General features: G+C 71.4%; 15 protein-coding genes. 4 read left to right on the forward strand and 11 right to left on the reverse strand.

Annotated elements, in window-relative coordinates:
- Nucleotides 1-30 precede the first annotated feature (30 nt).
- From ACIRB4_RS26435 to ACIRB4_RS26450, 4 genes are read left to right on the forward strand one after another with little or no spacing between them, the layout of a single operon-like run.
- Nucleotides 31-858, forward strand: coding sequence for a Scr1 family TA system antitoxin-like transcriptional regulator (locus ACIRB4_RS26435; protein ID WP_403294661.1), 828 nt, complete (start codon nt 31-33; stop codon nt 856-858).
- Entirely contained in the window at nt 855-1,097 is a 243-nt protein-coding gene (locus ACIRB4_RS26440; RefSeq protein ID WP_403294662.1) for a DUF397 domain-containing protein, read from the forward strand. The genes ACIRB4_RS26435 and ACIRB4_RS26440 overlap by 4 nt, the downstream gene beginning before the upstream one ends.
- Nucleotides 1,091-1,483, forward strand: coding sequence for a hypothetical protein (locus ACIRB4_RS26445; protein ID WP_403294663.1), 393 nt, complete (start codon nt 1,091-1,093; stop codon nt 1,481-1,483). Before ACIRB4_RS26440 ends, ACIRB4_RS26445 begins: the two co-directional genes overlap by 7 nt.
- On the forward strand, nt 1,480-4,221 hold the full coding sequence (locus tag ACIRB4_RS26450) for a tetratricopeptide repeat protein (RefSeq protein ID WP_403294664.1): 2,742 nt from the start codon (nt 1,480-1,482) through the stop codon (nt 4,219-4,221). Before ACIRB4_RS26445 ends, ACIRB4_RS26450 begins: the two co-directional genes overlap by 4 nt.
- Nucleotides 4,222-4,263: 42 nt before the next feature.
- On the opposite strand, the gene gatB is transcribed toward ACIRB4_RS26450, so the two are convergent.
- The 11 genes from gatB to ACIRB4_RS26505 form a co-directional block, all read right to left on the reverse strand.
- Complete coding sequence (gatB, locus tag ACIRB4_RS26455) at nt 4,264-5,775, reverse strand: Asp-tRNA(Asn)/Glu-tRNA(Gln) amidotransferase subunit GatB (protein ID WP_403294665.1); 1,512 nt, start codon at nt 5,773-5,775, stop codon at nt 4,264-4,266.
- A gap of 16 nt (nt 5,776-5,791) precedes the next feature.
- The gene (locus tag ACIRB4_RS26460) at nt 5,792-6,025 is read right to left on the reverse strand and encodes a hypothetical protein (protein ID WP_403294725.1); all 234 of its coding nucleotides are present in this window, start codon (nt 6,023-6,025) and stop codon (nt 5,792-5,794) included.
- Nucleotides 6,026-6,030: 5 nt separating this feature from the next.
- The gene (gene gatA / locus ACIRB4_RS26465) at nt 6,031-7,530 is read right to left on the reverse strand and encodes an Asp-tRNA(Asn)/Glu-tRNA(Gln) amidotransferase subunit GatA (RefSeq protein WP_403294666.1); all 1,500 of its coding nucleotides are present in this window, start codon (nt 7,528-7,530) and stop codon (nt 6,031-6,033) included.
- Nucleotides 7,531-7,535: 5 nt separating this feature from the next.
- On the reverse strand, nt 7,536-7,832 hold the full coding sequence (gene gatC / locus ACIRB4_RS26470) for an Asp-tRNA(Asn)/Glu-tRNA(Gln) amidotransferase subunit GatC (protein WP_015036350.1): 297 nt from the start codon (nt 7,830-7,832) through the stop codon (nt 7,536-7,538).
- Between the two features lie 164 nt (nt 7,833-7,996).
- Nucleotides 7,997-10,123 carry a putative bifunctional diguanylate cyclase/phosphodiesterase gene (locus tag ACIRB4_RS26475; RefSeq protein ID WP_403294667.1) on the reverse strand — a complete coding sequence of 709 codons (2,127 nt, stop codon included), beginning with the start codon at nt 10,121-10,123 and terminating at the stop codon, nt 7,997-7,999.
- Between the two features lie 229 nt (nt 10,124-10,352).
- Nucleotides 10,353-12,533, reverse strand: a complete 2,181-nt coding sequence (gene ligA, locus ACIRB4_RS26480; protein WP_403294668.1) for an NAD-dependent DNA ligase LigA — start codon at nt 12,531-12,533, stop codon at nt 10,353-10,355.
- Nucleotides 12,534-12,566: 33 nt separating this feature from the next.
- Nucleotides 12,567-13,580, reverse strand: a complete 1,014-nt coding sequence (locus ACIRB4_RS26485) for a methionine synthase (protein ID WP_403294669.1) — start codon at nt 13,578-13,580, stop codon at nt 12,567-12,569.
- 31 nt (nt 13,581-13,611) lie between these two features.
- Nucleotides 13,612-14,310 (reverse strand): SDR family oxidoreductase, encoded by a 699-nt coding sequence (locus ACIRB4_RS26490; protein ID WP_403294671.1) that lies wholly within the window; start codon nt 14,308-14,310, stop codon nt 13,612-13,614.
- Between the two features lie 28 nt (nt 14,311-14,338).
- Nucleotides 14,339-14,803, reverse strand: coding sequence for a hypothetical protein (locus tag ACIRB4_RS26495; protein WP_403294672.1), 465 nt, complete (start codon nt 14,801-14,803; stop codon nt 14,339-14,341).
- Nucleotides 14,804-14,904: 101 nt separating this feature from the next.
- Nucleotides 14,905-16,692: an alpha/beta hydrolase gene (locus ACIRB4_RS26500; RefSeq protein WP_403294673.1), complete on the reverse strand. Its 1,788-nt coding sequence runs from the start codon at nt 16,690-16,692 to the stop codon at nt 14,905-14,907.
- Nucleotides 16,689-17,108: a hypothetical protein gene (locus tag ACIRB4_RS26505; RefSeq protein ID WP_403294674.1), complete on the reverse strand. Its 420-nt coding sequence runs from the start codon at nt 17,106-17,108 to the stop codon at nt 16,689-16,691. Before ACIRB4_RS26505 ends, ACIRB4_RS26500 begins: the two co-directional genes overlap by 4 nt.
- Between the last annotated feature and the right edge of the window lie 20 nt (nt 17,109-17,128).

The following is a 17,128-nucleotide window of genomic DNA, read 5'->3' on the forward strand; positions in this document are numbered from 1 at the left end:
GGTACGCGAGCGGCGGGGAAGGCAGTGCCCATGCAGCCAGGGAAGAAACCTCGCAAGAAAGTCCCCTCGTGGGAAGTCGTCGGCGCCCTCGTCGGCCTCTACCGGAAGAACGCCGGCATGACGCAGCCGCACCTCGCGTCACTCGTGTGCATCGGGCTCGAGACGCTGGGGTCGATCGAGCAGGGGCGCAGACCCTTGCGGATCAAGCTCGCCGCGGAGCTGGACGAAATCCTCGACACGAAGGGGGCGTTGACGGCGGCGGTGGAGAAGGTGCCGCAGCGGGAGCGGTATCCGGCGTTCGCGCAGGAGTTCATCGAGCTGGAGGCGCAGGCGCTCAGCCTGCTCTGGTACGAGAACCAGGTCGTGCCCGGACTGCTCCAGACGCCCGAGTACGCCGGGGCGGTCTTCGACTGCCTCTATCCGCCCATCACCGAGCAGGAGGCGGAGGAGCGGCTCCTCGGCCGGATCGACCGGCAGCGCGTCTTCGAGCAGAAGCCGTGGCCGCCGATGATGACCTTCCTCATCGACGAGTCCGTCCTGGAGCGGCCGATCGGTGGCGGGGAGGTCCTACAGGGGCAGATCCGGCATCTGCGGCAGGTGGCCGAACTTCCCTTCCTCGCCATCCAGATCCTGCCGAAGGACCTCACGAAGCATGCGGGGCTGGACGGGCCCATGGTGCTGATCGAGACTCCTGAGCACCAGCATCTCGGCTACGTCGAAGGGCAGCGGGTCAGCTTCCTCATCGACGATCCCGACGAGGTCGGCATCCTCCAGCTGAAGTATGGAATGCTGCGATCACAGGCCCTGACGCCGGAGGATTCCAAGGGCCTGCTGGATCGTATGGCAGGAGAGACATGAGCTCAGCAGATCTTTCGTGGTTCAAGTCCAGCTACAGCGGCAGCGAAGGCGGTGCCTGCCTCGAAGTCGCCTACGACTGGCGCAAGTCCAGCTACAGCGGCGACGAAGGCGGGGCCTGCGTCGAGGTCGCCGCCCACCCCGCCGCCGTCCACGTCCGCGACTCCAAGCTCGCCGACAGCCCCGCCTTCACCGTCTCCCCCGCAGCCTGGGCGGAGTTCGTCGCGGAGACGACGTGTTAGAGGAGTCCCTCACCGCCCTCGCCGCCGCCGGCGGCGGGGCCGTGGTCGCCGCCATGGCGACGGACGCGTGGCAGGTCACCCGGGACGGGGTGGTCCGACTGTTCCGGGGACACGCGGACGTCGAAGGGCGGCTTGAGGAGGACGCAGCCCTCGTCGCCGGGGCCGAGGACGCCGACGAGGCGCGGCAGGCGCTCGTGCCCGCCTGGGCGCTACGGCTGCGCGCCCTCCTCGCCGAGCATCCCGAGTACGCCGACGAGCTGCGCGCGCTGATACGGCACTCCCCGGGCGGGCAGCACTCCGTGCAGCACAACACCGCCCACGACAACGGACGCGTCTTCGGGGTCCAGCACGGCAACATCGTGTTCCATCAGGAACCCGGGGCTTGAGCACCGAGCAGCACGTCACGGCCCACGCCGGGTACGCGTACGGGGTCATCGGCGCCGACATCCATGTCTTCGGCGACGGTTCGCCCGTCTATCTGCTCCAGAACTGGCGCCGCCCGCCCGAAGCCGACCCAGAGTGGCTACGGGAGTTACCGAGCCGGATGCTCAACTCCCGCTTCGAAGTGGTCCCGTTCACCGGCCGGGAGGCCGAGCTCGCCGACCTGCGCGCATGGCGTGACCAGGGGCCCCGGATCGCCGTCCGCTGGATGCACGCGCCCGGCGGGCAGGGCAAGACGCGGCTCGCGGCCCGGTTCGCCGACGAGACGCAGGACGGCGGCTGGCGGGTCGCCGCCGCGACGAACGGCCCCGGATCCGTCCAGCCCCCGCCCGGGAGCCAGGACCTGACGCTCGAAGGGCGCGACGGCGTCCTCCTGGTCGTGGACTACGCCGACCGCTGGCCCCTCACCCACCTCACCTGGCTCTTCAGCAACGCCCTGCTCCACCGACCCGGCGTACGGGCCCGGGTGCTCCTGCTCGCCCGTACCGCCGACGCCTGGCCCGCCGTCCGCGCCTCGCTCGCCAACCTCCAGGCCGGTACGAGCAGCATGACGCTCGACGACCTCCCCGACGGCGCCGGGATGTACCGGGCCGCCCGGGACGCCTTCGCCGTACGGTACGGAGTGCGGGCCGAGCCCGGTCCCCCACCCTCGTACGGGCTGACTCTGGCCCTCCACATGGCCGCCCTCGTCTCCGTCGACGCCCATGCGCTCGGGCGCCGCCCGCCCACCGACATGGCCGGTCTGACCGTCTACCTCCTCGACCGCGAGCACCTGCACTGGGGCACCCTGCACGCCCGGGGCGGGCGGTACGCCACCCCTCCCCCGGTCATGAACCGGACCGTCTTCGCCGCCGCGCTCACCGGGAACCTCGACCGGTCCAGGGGGTCGGCCGTCGTGGCCGGGCTTGAGACCGGGCTGCCTCCCGGCCGGGTCCTCGACGACCACGCCCACTGCTACCCGGCCACCGAACCCGAGCGCGGCACCGTCCTGGAACCCCTCTACCCCGACCGGCTCGCCGAGGACTTCCTCGCCCTCACGCTCCCGGGGCACGACGCCGACTACCCGGCCATGGAGTGGGCCGTGCCCACCGCCGCCCGTCTGGCCGGTCCGCATGCCGAGCGCGTGGTCACCTTCCTGGCCGCCGCCGCCCAGCGCTGGCCGCACGTCGGGCCCCAGCACCTCTATCCGCTTCTCGCGCACGCTCCCGGCCTCGCGGTGGCCGCCGGAGGCGCCGCCCTGAGCGCGCTCGCCGCCCTGGAGGACGTGCCGCCGAGGCTGCTCAGCGAAATCGGGGAACGCTTTCCCCAAGGGCCCCATGTGGACCTCGACGCGGGCATGGCCGCCCTCGACCGTCGGCTCACCCACGAGCTGCTCGCCCTCGACGACTCGGCCGCTGTCCGCGCGGCGGCGTACCACCACCTCAGCAGGCGGCTGCGGAACGCGGGCCTTCTCGACGAGGCACTGGACACGGCCGAACGGTCCGTCGCCGCGGAGCGGGAACTCTCCGACAACGCTCCGACCCTCGCCGTCGCTCTCGCCCAGCTCGGCGGCTGTCTGGCCTCCTCCGGTCGGCCCGCACAGGCCATGGCGGTGATCGAGGAGTCCATCGCCCTGGTCCAGCGGCTCGTCGAGACGGAGGCCGAGCCCGCGCGGTGGGAGGCGCAGCTCGCCGGGCTCCTCCAGGATCAGGCCAATGTGCTTGCCGTGACCGGCCGGCCTCGGGAGGCCCTGGCGGCGGGCGAGCGGTGCGTGGCCGCCTGGCGCGGGATCGTCGCCGCCGAGCCCGCACACGAGGAGCACCTGGCGGGGGCCCTGCACAGCCTCGGCAACCACCTGTCGGATCTCGGACGTTGGGCCGAGGCCGCCGAGGCCACCGTGGAAGCCCTGCACATCTGGCTGCGGCTGGCCGAGCGTGACCCCGCCGCCCACGAGCCGGATCTGGCCGGCTCGCTCCTCAACTACTCCAATCATCTGGCCGCTCAGGGGCGCCTGGACTCGGCCCTGGCGCTGTCGCGGCAGGCGGTGACCGTCCTGCGCGCTCTCGCGCGGGCCAACGCCGCCGCGCACGAACCGAGCCTCGCGCTCGCGCTCAACAGCCTGGGCGCCAACCTGGCGGTGACCGGTCACCCGGCGGAGGCCGTGGACGCGATGGCCGAGGCCGTCGCGGTCCGGCGCCGCCTCGCCGCGGGCAACCCGGCGGCCTACTCCCGGTTCCTCGCGGTCTCGCTGTCGAACCTGGCCGACCTCCTCCGGGTGGCGGGCCGTCCTGCCGAGGCCCTGGCGGCCGCCGAGGAGGCCGTCGCCCTCCACGAGTACGAGGCGCGCCCCGCCGATCTCGCCCGGTCGCTCTCGAACCTCGGCATGTGCCTGGAGGCCGCCGGGCGGCGCCCCGAGGGGATCGCCGCGACCCGGCGGTGCGTGGAACTGTTCCGCGCGGTGTTCGACGGCAACCCCGCCGTGGCCGTCTTCGACCTGGCGCAGGCCCTCGGCAACCTCGGCCGTCTCCTCGCCCTCGACGGGCGCCGGGAGGAGGCCCTGGTCCCGGTCGCCGAGGCGCTCGCCCTCGCGGAACGGTCGGCCTCCGCCGATCCGCCCGCGTACCGGACGCTCCTCGGGCAGCTGCGCGAGACCAGGGACGTCTGCCTCGCCCGGGTACGCGAAGGGCGGCGCCCCGAGCCGTAAGACCCGGGGCGCCGCCCTCGTACCCGTACACGATCCGGAGGATCAGCCTTCGCTGACGCCCAGCTTCTCCAGGATCAGGTCCTTCACGCGCGCCGCGTCCGCCTGGCCGCGGGTTGCCTTCATGACCGCGCCGACCAGGGCGCCGACCGCCGCGACCTTGCCGCCGCGGATCTTGTCGGCGATGGCCGCGTTGCCCGCGATGGCCTCGTCGACGGCCGTGCCGAGCGCGCCCTCGTCGGAGACGACCTTCAGGCCGCGCTTCTCGACGACCTCGTCCGGACCGCCTTCGCCCGCGAGGACGCCCTCGATGACCTGGCGGGCCAGCTTGTCGTTCAGGTCGCCGGAGGCGACGAGCTCCGAGACCCGGGCCACCTGGGCCGGGGTGATGGCGAGCTCGTCGAGGGAGACGCCGGCCTCGTTGGCGGAACGGGCCAGCTCGCCCATCCACCACTTGCGGGCCGAGGCGGCGTCCGCGCCCGCCTCGATCGTGGCGACGATCGGCTCCACCGCGCCCGCGTTGAGGATCGACTGCATGTCGTGCTCGGACACGCCCCACTCCTCGCGGAGCCGGTTGCGGCGCACGCGCGGCAGCTCGGGCAGCCCGGCACGCAGCTCCTCGACCCACTCGCGGGAGGGGGCGACGGGGACGAGGTCGGGCTCCGGGAAGTACCGGTAGTCCTCGGCGTTGTCCTTGATCCGGCCGGAGGTGGTGGAGCCGTCGTCCTCGTGGAAGTGACGGGTCTCCTGCACGATCGTGCCGCCGGCGGTCAGTACGGCCGCGTGGCGCATGATCTCGTAACGAGCCGCCCGCTCCACGCTCCGGAGCGAGTTGACGTTCTTCGTCTCGGAGCGGGTGCCGAAGACCTTGGTGCCGTGCGGGCGCAGCGACAGGTTCACGTCGCAGCGCATCTGGCCCTTGTCCATCCGCGCCTCGGAGACGCCCAGCGCGCGGATCAGCTCCCGCAGCTCGGCGACGTACGCCTTGGCGACCTCGGGGGCCCGCTCGCCGGCGCCCTCGATCGGCTTGGTGACGATCTCGATCAGCGGGATGCCGGCCCGGTTGTAGTCGAGCAGCGAGTGCGAGGCGCCGTGGATACGGCCCGTCGCGCCGCCGATGTGCGTCGACTTGCCGGTGTCCTCCTCCATGTGGGCGCGCTCGATCTCCACGCGGAAGATCTCGCCGTCCTCCAGCTGGACGTCCAGATAGCCGTTGTAGGCGATCGGCTCGTCGTACTGCGAGGTCTGGAAGTTCTTCGGCATGTCCGGATAGAAGTAGTTTTTCCGGGCGAAGCGGCACCACTCGGCGATCTCGCAGTTCAGCGCGAGACCGATCTTGATGGCGGACTCGACGCCGGTCGCGTTGACGACCGGGAGCGAGCCGGGCAGGCCGAGGCAGGTCGGGCACGTCTGCGAGTTGGCGTCCGCGCCCAGCTCGGTCGAGCAGCCGCAGAACATCTTCGTCTTCGTACCCAGCTCGACATGGACCTCCAGGCCCATGACGGGGTCGTACGCCGCGAGGGCCGCGTCGTACGACAGCAGTTCAGTGACGGTCACGGTGAGACTTTCCCTCTCAGCCCAGCAGGACGTCGTCGTCGCCGAGCTTCTTCAGCTCGCGGTAGAGCAGAGCGAGGCCGGTGACGATGGCGGCGGCGGAGACAGCGGCGTCGACGAGACGGAGCGTGTCATTGTCCCTGCGGGCCATACGGGCCTGCTTGACGACGCTGATCGCTCCGAAGGCGGTGGAGCCGATCGACAGGTACGTAGCGGCCTTGGAATTCTTGAATCCCTTGGCCTTGATGGGCATGGGGCTCACAGCGACGGTGCCTCCTCGAGGAGCGGGTGTCCCCACTTTTCCACGAAGGCGGCCTCGACGGCGGCGCCGACCTTGTACAGCCGGTCGTCCTTCATGGCGGGGGCGATGATCTGGAGTCCGACCGGCAGTCCGTCCTCGGGCGCGAGGCCGCAGGGCAGCGACATGGCGGCGTTGCCGGCCAGGTTGGTCGGGATGGTGCACAGATCCGCGAGGTACATCGCCATCGGGTCGTCGGCGCGCTCGCCGATCGGGAAGGCGGTGGTGGGGGTCGTCGGGGAGACGATCACGTCCACCTGCTCGAAGGCCTTCTCGAACTCGCGGGTGATGAGGGTGCGGACCTTCTGGGCCGAGCCGTAGTACGCGTCGTAGTAGCCGGAGCTCAGCGCGTACGTGCCCAGGATGATGCGGCGCTTGACCTCGTCGCCGAAGCCGGCCTCACGGGTGAGGGCGGTGACCTCCTCGGCGGACTTCGTGCCGTCGTCGCCGACCCGCAGGCCGTAGCGCATGGCGTCGAAGCGGGCAAGGTTGGAGGAGCACTCGGACGGCGCGATCAGGTAGTACGCCGAAAGGGCGAGGTCGAAGGTCGGGCAGTCCAGCTCGACGATCTCGGCACCCAGCTTCTGCAGCAGTTCGACGGACTCGTCGAAGCGCTGGACGACACCGGCCTGGTAGCCCTCGCCGCGGAACTGCTTGACGACGCCGACGCGCATGCCGGCGACGGAGCCGTTGCGGGCGGCCTCGACGACCGGCGGGACCGGGGCGTCGATGGAGGTCGAGTCGAGCGGGTCGTGCCCGGCGATGGCCTCGTGGAGGAGCGCCGCGTCCAGGACCGTGCGGGCGCAGGGGCCGCCCTGGTCGAGGGAGGAGGAGAAGGCCACCATGCCGTAGCGGGAGACCGCGCCGTAGGTCGGCTTGACGCCGACGGTGCCGGTGACGGCGGCGGGCTGGCGGATCGAGCCGCCGGTGTCCGTACCGATGGCGAGCGGGGCCTCGTACGAGGCGAGGGCGGCGGAGGAGCCGCCACCGGAGCCGCCGGGGATACGGGTCAGGTCCCAGGGGTTGCCCGTGGGGCCGTAGGCGCTGTTCTCGGTGGAGGACCCCATGGCGAACTCGTCCATGTTGGTCTTGCCGAGGATGACGACGTCGGCGGCCTTGAGCTTCTTGACCAGGGTCGCGTCGTACGGCGGGATCCAGCCTTCGAGGATCTTCGAGCCGACGGTCGTGGGAACGCCGAGGGTGGTGAAGATGTCCTTGAGCGCGAGGGGGACGCCGGCCAGCGGCCCGAGCTTCTCGCCCTTCTCCCGCTTGGCGTCCACGGCACGGGCCTGGGCGAGGGCGCCCTCGCCGTCGACGTGGAGGAAGGCGTGGACCTTCTCGTCGACGGCCTCGATGCGGGCCAGGTGGGCCTCGGTCACCTCGACGGCGGTGAGCTCGCCGGAGGCGATCTTCTGCGCGATCTCGGCGGCCGTGAGCTTGATGATGGTGCTGTCCGTCATGGTGATTAGTCCTCCCCCAGGATCTGCGGCACCTTGAAACGCTGCTGCTCCTGGGCCGGGGCGCCGGAGAGCGCCTGCTCGGGGGTGAGCGACGGACGGACCTCGTCCGCGCGCATGACGTTCGTCAGCGGCAGCGGGTGGGAGGTCGGCGGTACGTCTTGGTCGGCGACCTCGGAGACGCGGGCGACCGCGCCGATGATGTCGTCGAGCTGACCGGCGAAGTGATCGAGCTCTTCGCCCTTCAGCTCCAGACGCGCCAGCCGTGCGAGGTGGGCGACCTCCTCGCGCGTGATGCCAGGCATGCGATCCTCACGGGGTGCGTTTGATGGTGTTGAGCCCAATCCTATGGGGCCCGCACCGCTGCCCGTGAAACGGTTTGCCCGGGGACGGCCGGGGCGGGGGCCGCCGAGGGCGCGCCGACGGGGTGCTGGGGGGCAACGGGCGCCGGGTCGAGCGCCCCGTCTCCCTACTGCACCACCTGGTCCTTGTCCCGCTCGGCGATCCGCTCGGCGTCCCGCTCGGCCGCCAGGTCCGCGGGGCGGCGCCAGCCGTGCTCGCCCCGGGCGCTCAGCCAGGCCGTGGCCTCGCTCGGCGGCATCGCGGCGGCGACCAGCCAGCCCTGGACCGCGTCGCAGCCCAGGTCCCGCAGCCGCTCCCAGGTCTCGTCGTCCTCGACGCCCTCCGCGACGACGAGCAGGCCGAGCGAGTGCGCCAGGTCGACCGTACAGCGGACGATCTCCGCGTCCTCGGTGTCGACGGCGAGCCGGGCCACGAAGGAGCGGTCGATCTTCAGCTCGCTCACCGGCAGGCGGCGCAGGTGCACGAGGGAGGAGTAGCCGGTGCCGAAGTCGTCCAGGGACATCTTCACGCCGTGGCCCGTCAGACCGGCCAGGGTGTCCGCCGCCCGCTGGGGGTCCTCCAGGAGCACGTGTTCCGTGATCTCCAGCTGGAGCGCTCCCGCCGGGACGCCGTGGCGGGCGAGCCGCGCCGCGACCGCGCCCGCGAAGCCGGGGGTGTGGACGTCCCGGGGGGAGACGTTGACCGCGACGGGAACGTTCAAGCCCTGCGCGCGCCACCGGGCGACCTGCGCGAGCGCGGTCTCCAGGACGTACTCGGTGAGGTGCGGCATCAGCCCCGAGGACTCCGCGATCGCGATGAACTCGTCCGGAGGGACCCGGCCGCGCTCCGGGTGCACCCAGCGCACCAGGGCCTCCAGGCCGGCGACCTGCCCGTCGAAGCGGACCTTGGGCTGGTAGTGCAGCTCGACCTCGCCGGCGTCCAGGGCGCGGCGCAGGTCGCCCAGGAGCCCGAGCCGGTCGGGGGTGTTGGAGTCGCGCTTGGACTCGTACACCTCCACGCCCGTACGGTCCCGCTTCGCCTGGTACATCGCCACGTCGGCCCGGCGCAGCAGGCCCTCCGCGTCGAGAGCGTGGTCGGGGAAGACGGCGACCCCGGCGCTGGCCTCCAGGACGAGGGTCAGTCCGTCGAGGTCGAGCGGTGAGGAGAGTTCGGCGACGAGGTGGCGGGCGACCCGCTGGGCGCTGGTCGTGGAGTCGGCGGTCGGCAGGAGCACGGCGAACTCGTCGCCGCCGAGCCGCGCGGCCTCCGCTCCGCGCGGCAGGGCGAGTCTGAGCCGCTCCGCGATCTGGAGCAGCAGCCGGTCTCCGGCGAGATGTCCGAGCGTGTCGTTGACCGAACGGAAACGGTCGAGGTCGATCAGTACGAGGGCGGTGCGCACCCCCTCCCCCTCGGCCGCCTCCAGCGCCGTCCAGGCCCGCTCCAGCAGCCACTGGCGGTTCGGCAGCCCGGTCAGCGGGTCCTTCAGCTGTTCCTCGGCGCGGGCGCGGGCGATCCAGAGGGTGGAGTCGAGGGCGATGAGGGGGACGGCGAAGAGCGGCAGCAGCACCGGCTGGGAGACGGCGACGACGCAGATCAGCGGGGCGATGCCGAGGAGGGCGACCGCGACCAGGCCCTGCCGGAGCAGGGCGGTGCGGGCCACGGTGGGCAGTCCGCTGCCCTGCGGCGCCAGGGCATACCACAGCAGCAGCCGGGTCACCACCAGATACGCGGTGGCGGCGAGCGCGACTTCCGGTACGTCGGCAATCCCCCAGTCGAGGGGCCGCCACGGCGCCTCGACGGTCGGTACGTCACCGAACGCGGCGAGGACCAGGGCGGCGGCGCCGATGCCGAGGACGTCCACGGCGCCGTGCAGGAGTCCTTGGCGCCAGCGGTGGCGGCGGGCCATGCCGACGAGGACGACGACGGCCATGGAGACGACCCCGGCGGGGACCCAGCCGTACAGGAGGAGGACGGCGAGGGTGAGGGCGGCGCCGGAACCGGTGCCGCCCCACCAGCGGTCGCGGCCTAGCGCGACGAGGTGGCCGACGATGAGTCCGGTGAGGACGGCGAGGGACCAGCCAGGGGCGCCGGCGGGGAAGAGTCCGTGGCCGGTGGTCAGCGCGCGGTAGAAGCCGGTGGCGAGCAGGACCGCGGCGATGCCCACGATGGCTCCGGGCAGCCCGGAGGCGATGCCCGTGAAGGCCGCACGGCCGGGCGGCCGTGAGACCCGGGCGGCACTCTCGGTCGGTTTCATTCCGTCCCTCTCACAGCCGGCGGTGCCGTCGCAACGCGATGGGCCGTTGTCATGCCGCGCCACGACCGGCGGAGCCCTGCGCGGTCGTGGCTGACAGACGCACGTCACAACAGTAGGCCGCGCAGGGCGCCGACGGGCAGCGCTCTCCATGTCTTGCCCGAATGCGACCCGGCCACCCGTAACGATCTGGTATGCGCCGAACGGGTGACGTTCAAGAGCCGGAACGCGCCTATCCGGTGACCGGAACCGCTGCCTCTCGCGCGGCCTCCGGCCCCTGTCCCAGCAGCACGGCGAAGCCGTCCTCGTCCAGAACCGGAACCTTCAACTGCATCGCCTTGTCGTACTTGGAGCCGGGGTTTTCACCGACGATCACGAAGTCGGTCTTCTTCGAAACGGAACCGGTCACCTTCGCTCCGAGGCTCTGGAGCGACTCTTTTGCGCCATCCCTGGTGAAGTTCTCCAGAGTGCCCGTCACGACGACCGTGAGGCCCTCCAGCGGACGCGGCCCCTGGTCCTCCCCGGCGCCCTCCTCCTCCAGACGGACCCCGGCCTCGCGCCACTTGCGCACGATCTCGCGGTGCCACTCCTCGGCGAACCACTGCTTCACCGCGGTCGCGATGATCCCGCCGACCCCGTCGACGGCCGCCAGCTCCTCCTCCGTGGCCTGCTCGATCCGGTCCAGGGAGCGGAACTCACGGGCCAGCGCCTGCGCGGCCACCGGGCCGACGTGACGGATCGACAGGCCGTTGATGAACCGGGCCAGCGGTCGCGTCTTGGCGGCCTCGATGTTCGCCAGCATCGCCAGGGCGTTCTTCTTCGGCTCGCCTTTCTGGTTGGCGAAGACCCTGACGACCTTCTCCTCGCCCGTCTTCGGGTCCCGCTTGGGCAACCCGCTGTCCGGGTCGAGGACGTACGCCTTGATCGGGAGCAGCTGTTCGATGGTCAGATCGAACAGATCGCCCTCGTCCGCCAGCGGCGGCTCGGCGGGCTCCAGCGGCCGGGTCAGCGCGGCCGCGGCCACCGCCCCGAAGTTCTCGATGTCCAGGCACTCACGCCCGGCCAGATAGAAGAGACGTTCACGCAGCTGCGCCGGACACGTCCGCGCGTTGGGGCAGCGCAGATCGATGTCGCCCTCCTTCATGGCCCGCAGCGGCGTCCCGCACTCGGGGCATTCGGCCGGCATCACGAACTCCCGCTCGGTACCGTCCCGCAGATCGGCCACCGGGCCGAGGATCTCCGGGATGACGTCACCGGCCTTGCGCAGCACGACCGTGTCGCCGATCAGCACGCCCTTGGCCTTCACCACCTCCTGGTTGTGCAGGGTGGCGAACTCGACCTCGGATCCGGCGACCGTGACCGGCTCCACCTGCGCGTACGGAGTGACCCGGCCCGTGCGGCCGACGCCGACCTTGATGTCGACCAGCTTGGTGTTGACCTCCTCCGGCGCGTACTTCCAGGCGATCGCCCAGCGCGGAGCGCGCGCGGTGGAGCCCAGCCTGCCCTGGAGCGGGATCTCGTCCAGCTTGACGACGACACCGTCGATCTCGTGCTCCACGGAGTGCCGGTGCTCACCGAAGTACGCGATGAACTCCCGCACCTCGTCGAGGGAGTCGACCACCTTGTTGTGGCGGGCGGTCGGCAGGCCCCACTCGCGCAGCAGGTCGTACGCCTGCGAGAGACGGCTGATGTCGAAGCCCTCGCGGGCGCCGATGCCGTGCACCACCATGTGCAGCGGCCGGCCGGCGGTGACCTTGGGGTCCTTCTGGCGCAGCGAACCGGCGGCGGCGTTGCGCGGGTTGGCGAACGGCTTGTCGCCGGCCTCCACCAGGCGGGCGTTGAGCCCCTCGAAGGCCTCCATCGGGAAGTAGACCTCGCCGCGGATCTCGACGAGGTCCGGGATGCGCTCGCCGCGCAGCCGGTCCGGAATGTCGGCGATCGTACGGACATTGGGGGTGATGTCCTCGCCGGTGCGGCCGTCGCCGCGGGTGGCGGCGCGGGTCAGCCGACCGTGCTCGTACGTGAGGTTCACGGCGAGGCCGTCGACCTTGAGCTCGCACAGGAAGTGGTGGTCGGGCGTGCCGACGTCCCGGGCGATCCGCTCGGCCCACGCGGCGAGTTCGAGGTCGTCGAAGGCGTTGTCGAGGGAGAGCATGCGCTCACGGTGCTCGACGGCCGTGAACTCCGTCTCGTACTGTCCCGCGACCTTCTGCGTCGGCGAGTCGGGCGTGCGCAGCTCCGGATACTCCTCCTCCAGCGCCTCCAGGGCGCGCAGGAGCCGGTCGAACTCGCCGTCACTGATGACCGGCTGGTCCTTCACGTAGTACCGGAAGCGGTGCTCCTCGATCCGCTCGGCCAGGTCGGCGTGCTTCTCCCGCACCTCGGCGGGCGGAGCCCCCTGTTCGACTGCCACCGTTACTCGTCCTCCCGTTGCCTCGACACCCTGTCACTCAGGGTTGTCCGCGAGCGATCTCGCCGCCCGGGCGCAGTGGGCAAGGGCAGCCCGGGCATACGCGGGCGAAGCGCCCGCGAGCCCGCACGTCGGGGTGACGACCACGGACTCGGCGAGAGTCCCCGGATTCAGCCCCAGCCTGCGCCACAGCGTCCTGACACCCATGACGCTACCGCCCGGGTCGGACAATGCCGTGTCGGTGGAGGGCACCACGCCCGCGAACAGCCGGGTGCCGGACTCCACGGCCTCACCGATCTGCTCGTCGTCACGTTCGGTGAGGAGTCCGAAGTCGAACGAGACACCGGCGACTCCGGTTCGGCGCAGCAGCGAGAAGGGGACGTCGGGGGCGCAGGAGTGGACGATCACCGGGCCGTCGTGGACGGCGATCACCTCGCGCAGGGCGCTCTCCACGACCTGCCGGTCGACGGCGCGGTGGGTGCGGTAGCCGCTGGCGGTACGGACGTGTCCGCGCAGGACGGCCGTCAGCGACGGCTCGTCGAGCTGGAGGACGAGCCGGGCACCGGGCACGCGCCGGCGCAGCTCGGCGAGGTGGGCGCGGAGCCCCTCGGCGAGGGAGCCGGTCAGATCGCGGCAGGCCCCGAGGTCGCCGAGGGCGGCCTCGCCGCCGCGCAGTTCCAGGGCGGCGGCGAGCGTCCACGGCCCCACCGCCTGGACCTTGAGCGGGCCCTCGTAGCCCTGGGTGTGCTCCTCCAGGGCGTCGAGGTCCTCACCGAGCCAGGACCGGGCGCGCCGAGTGTCCCGCCCCGGCCGGTCGCTGACGCGCCAGCCGCTGGGCTCCACGTGCGCGTACATCTCGACGAGCAGGCCGAGGGTCCGCCCGATCATGTCGGCGCCGGGTCCGCGGGCCGGCAGCTCCGCGAGGAAGGGGAAGTCCTCGAAGGACCCGGCGACGGTCTTGGCGGCCTCCCGCGCGTCGCCGCCGGGCATGGACCCGACGCCGGTCGCGGGACCCCAGGTGAAGGGCGTCTTCTCGGTGTTCTCGCTCACACCGGGAAGCGTACGCCGACCTGGTGCGGAGCTACCGACCCGGCCTGACGGTGAGATCGTTGATCTCCGCGTCGCGGGGCAGGTCGATCGCCGTCAGGATCGCCGTGGCGACCGATTCGGGGTCGATCCACCGCGAGGCGTCGTACTCCTTGCCCTCCTGGGCGTGCACCTTCGCCTGCATCGGACTCGCGGTCCGCCCGGGGTAGACCGAGGTCACCCGCACCCCGTGGGCGTGCTCCTCCTGGCGCAGCGAGTCGGCGAGCGCCTTCAGGCCGTGCTTGGAGGCGGCGTAGGCGGCCCACTCGGCGTGGGCGCTGAGCCCGGCGCCGGAGTTGACGAACACCACGTGTCCCTGGGAGAGCCGCAGTTGCGGCAGGAAGTGCCGGGTCAGCTCGGCGGGGGAGACCAGGTTGACGTTCAGCTGGTGGTGCCAGGTCTTGGGAGTGAGCTCGCCGACCGGGCCGAGGTCGACGACGCCCGCGATGTGCAGCAGCGTGTCGACCCGCTCGGGCAGGCTCTGGTGCGAGAACGCCCAGGACAGCCGGTCGGGATCGGCGAGATCCCCGACGAGCGCCCGCGCCCCGGGAAACTCCCCCACCAGCTCCTTGGCCCGCCCCGCGTCGCGCGCGTGCAGCACGAGCTCGTCCCCGCGCGCGTGCAGCCGCCGCGCGACGGCCGCGCCGATGCCGGAGCCCGCTCCGGTGATCACATGAGTAGCCATGGGAGCCATCGTCGCACTCCGCGGGGCGGGCGGGGGGTCACTCGGCGGGGGCGGGGGTGGTGGCGGACCAGAAGTCGGAGCGGACGTTGGGGGTGGGGATCTGGCCGAGGGGGTAGGCGGGGCCGTTGGGCTTGGCGGTCGGCTCGGCGACGTCGGAGTGCTCGACGCACGGGGTGATGACGCTGAAGATCGCCTGTCCCTTGTAGCCGATCTTCAAGGTCAGCTGAAACCCATCGGGCGACTTGGCGAAGAGCGCGGGCATCTCCTGGCTCGGATTCACCCCAGAGATTGCGTACCCGCTGTTCTTCCAGAACCGCTCAACCACACCTAGGAAGTTACCGCGCCGCTGCTCGGAGATGATGGTCATCACCTTGCGGCGCCGCGTCAGGTCGCAGCTTCCCGCCGTATTGGTGTGATGGGTCCACTGGATCTCCGGTACGACCGCGTTGATTGTCGCGTCGAGCATGGAGTCCGCGCGCTCCGCCGCATCCTGCATGTTCATGTCCGCTGTCGCTCCTCCGTCGTCCAGAATCCCGCACCCCGCGAGGAGACCGCCTGCCAGGGTGGCGGAGAGAGCAACCCAGGCCGCCCGTCCCAGTCGATTCATCGATGCTCCTCTGTAGTGATGTCGTCGGGCCTCCCGGCGACGATATTGGCGATGTTCTCCGCGGACACCGCGTCCACAGTCGGCGTGAAGTACTGGGAGTGCGCGTCGAAGCCCCCGAGCTCCAGCACCATGCGGGGCCCGTCGTCGACCGTGAAGCGCCGGGCGCCGAAGGCCTCGCTGGCCGGGTCCTTGCCGAAGTACACATCGTCGTCCCCCCAGTCGAGGAGGTCACGGGCGATCCGCACGCCCATCGGGCCTCCCATCCGCATGCCGACAGCGGCCTCGTCCTTCGTCGGCAGATGCGTGACCGGGTCGTTGTCCGCCGCGCCGACGAAGACGTGGTCCTTGTCGACCCCGAGATCCTGCGCCTTGTCGACACCGACGCCGGGGCTGCCGAGCAGGATGATGTCGTCCGCCCCCGGAATCCCGCCCGACCGCGTGGCCGCCGTGCCCACGGTGAGTGAGCCGTAGGAGTGCCCGATGGCTGTCAGATGGGGGTCCTTGTTCTCGTTGGTCGCCGACAAGCCGGCCATGAACTGGTTGTACGCCGGGGCTCCTCGTTCAGCGTCCCCCTTGCTCATGACGTCCACGTGCTGCGGGGCGTCGTACCCCAGCCAGATGATGGCCGCGCTCGATGGGTCCACATCCCGCGCGCCGATGGCCGTGTCCTGGGCGCGCTTCATCGTGCCCTCGACGAACTCTCCGTTGAGCTTGGTGCCCAGACCGGGGACGTACGCCGACACGTTCCTCGACGTGTCCGGGTTGCCGTACGCCACGATCGCGCGGCCGTTGCCCTCGTCGCCGATGCCGAGCAGAAACATCGGCGGATCGCTCGGCTTGTTCAGCTTGTCCTGGATGGAGCGGAGTGCGTCGAGCTTGGTCTCCGAACCGCCGTCGTCCTTGCGCGCGAGGTCGTCGATGAGCACCGGCAGGTAGTTCCGGTTCGCCTCGTCCCGCGCGACGGCGGGAATGCCGTCCAGGCCACCGATCATGTCCGGCGCCACGTCGAGATACTCCTGACGCTGCTCGTCGGTCAGGGAGTCCCACCACGCCTTGCGTTCGGCGGGGGTCCCGTCGGACGGCACATCGTCGCCGAGGTACGTGCCTGCGGTGGAGCGCACATCGGCGGTGTCCCGGAACACGTCCTTCAACGTCGCCTCGGTGACATCGAGGCCCGTCGCCGCCCGCAGGCCGTCCAAGGTCTTCGCGTACCGGGCGTCGATCTCCGCAGCGGCCCGCACGGCCCTCGCCAGCCGGTCGGCGATGGCCTGCGCCTTCTCCGCATTGGGGTTGAGGGGCTTAAACGGGCCCGACGCGTCCCCGCCGAAGCCCGGGGACTCCAACGGGAGACGTGCGCTGCCCCTGGCGGCGCCTCCAGGCGCGCTCTTCTCGCCGATCAGCGTCTGGGCGGTCGCCGCCGGGTAGCTGACGGAGCCGTCGTCATGGACGGTGAACTTCAGTGCCTCGGCCTCCTCCAGCGCCTGTTTCAACTGCCGCTGGGGCTCGGCCAGATCCGCGGCGAGGCCGTTGAGCGCCGTACGAATCAGACCGCACTCGCTGTGCAGGTACTGGAAGTTACGGCTCAGCCGCTGGAGCCTGCCGAGCGCGGCCTCGGCCGACTCGCTCTCCTGGGTCTCGCGGAGCTTGGCGGACATGGCCCGGTCCACACGGACCCGATCGGAGTCGGAACGGTTCGAGACCTCGTGCCACTTGTCGCCCGCGTCCTCGAACTCGGACGTCTTGAGGTCGCGGAGCTGCTGCCAGGTGAGGGCGGTTGCGGTCACCTCGCGGCCGCCTTGTCGGCGGACCGGTCGACGCCTTTGAAGGACTTCTCGATCGCGGTCTCGGTCTCGCCCATCTCCTTGGCGACCTTGAGCAGCGCTCCTTCGAGCTGGTCGCATTCGTCCCGTACCGCCCTGAGGCGGTCCTCCCAGGACGTCAGCACGCCCGTCAGGGACGCCACGGAAGCGAGTCCGGCAGCGCCGGCGGAGACTCCCTCGTGGCCAGGGCGCAGGGCGGCCCGGCTCCTCTCCGTACTCGTCCGCAGCTCACCGGACGTGCCCGACGCGCTGGTCCAGGGGCCCCCGCTGTGGTTGAGATTCCCCGGTCCGGACAGCGTCGCCGAGGCGAGGGTCATCCGGGTCGGGGCCCCGCTCTCGCTCGGCCCGAACAGTTCCCGCCAGCGTTCCGAATAAGGCATGAGCCCCTCCCCCGATCCAA

The organism is Streptomyces sp. NPDC093600 (genome assembly GCF_044764755.1).
Classification (GTDB): Bacteria; Actinomycetota; Actinomycetes; order Streptomycetales; family Streptomycetaceae; genus Streptomyces.